The organism is Mesorhizobium sp. M6A.T.Ce.TU.002.03.1.1 (assembly GCF_003997275.1).
GTDB lineage: Bacteria > Pseudomonadota > Alphaproteobacteria > Rhizobiales > Rhizobiaceae > Mesorhizobium > Mesorhizobium mediterraneum.
The window spans coordinates 1-1101 of record NZ_RZTI01000283.1 but is presented as its reverse complement, the minus strand read 5'-3'; the positions used below and the strand labels follow the sequence as shown (position 1 = coordinate 1101).

Below are 1101 nucleotides of genomic sequence, written 5' to 3'. Positions count from 1 at the left end.
GTGCTAGAATAGCCTTGGATTCCGCGCCGCTGACCGTGATGTCGCCGGCATGCGTGACGTTGACCGCCATCGCGTCCCTGCCAACGCCGCCGTCGCCGCCGACCGCCACGCCGACGCCGACAAAGGCGCCGACGGACACCGCTCCAGCGCTGCCGCCATTGCCACCGCCACCGCCGACTGACTGGGCGAGAATGCCGTGCGACAGGTCGCCTGTGGTGGTGATCCTGGCGTTGCTGATGACTTCGACCTCGCCGCCATTACCGCCGCCGCCGCCATGGCCGCCGACACCAATCGCGGGGAACAGGCCGCCTGCCCCGGCAAAACCGCCGTCGCCGCCGCCGCCGCCGATCGACTGCGCCAGCAAGCCAACCGAGAGGTCGTCTGCGGTGGAAAGTTCTCCCGTGTTGCGAACTGTGACCTTCTGGCTCGAGCCGCCGGCAGCGCCGGCACCGCCGATGGCCAGCGACGGACCACCAATGGCGATCGAGAAGCCACCCGATCCACCGCCGCCGCCGACCGACTGCGCCAGGATCGCATGCGACTGCACGCCCTCGGTGGCGATCCTGGCGCCATTGGTCACGTCGACCGTCTTGCCGCCACCGCCGCCGGCGCCCTTGCCGGCTATGCTGACATTAAGGGCAAAGCTGCCGGCGACACTGCCGCCGCCAGTGCCGCCGCCACCGCCGACCGACTGGGCGATGATGCCGGTCGAACGGTCCTCGATCGTGTGGATGGAGCCGCTGTCGACAGTGACCCTGACCGTGCCGGCTTCGCCGGCCGCGCCGCCCTGGCCGCCTACGCCGACCGCCGCGCCCGCCGACAGATTGAAGGAAAAGCCGCCATTGCCGCCGCCGCCGCCGATCGACTGCACGACAAGGCCTGCCGAATCGGCCTGATGAGTGGTGATCGTGGTTGTCGCGGATCTGTATTCCGCAGCATTGGCATCGCCACCGCCGGCGCCATTGCCGCCGATGCCGACTGTGAGGCCGAGGCCGACGCCGATGACGCCGCCGCCATTACCGCCACCACCACCGATCGACTGCACGATGATGCCGGCCGAGCGCTGCTCCCACGTTTCCACGGACCCATTATAGGTCGCGT

1 pseudogene is annotated in these 1101 nt (G+C 69.6%); it reads right to left on the bottom strand.

From position 1 onward, the window contains the following. Nucleotides 1–1101, bottom strand: a pseudogene (locus EOC93_RS35510) (autotransporter outer membrane beta-barrel domain-containing protein); the annotation flags it as partial.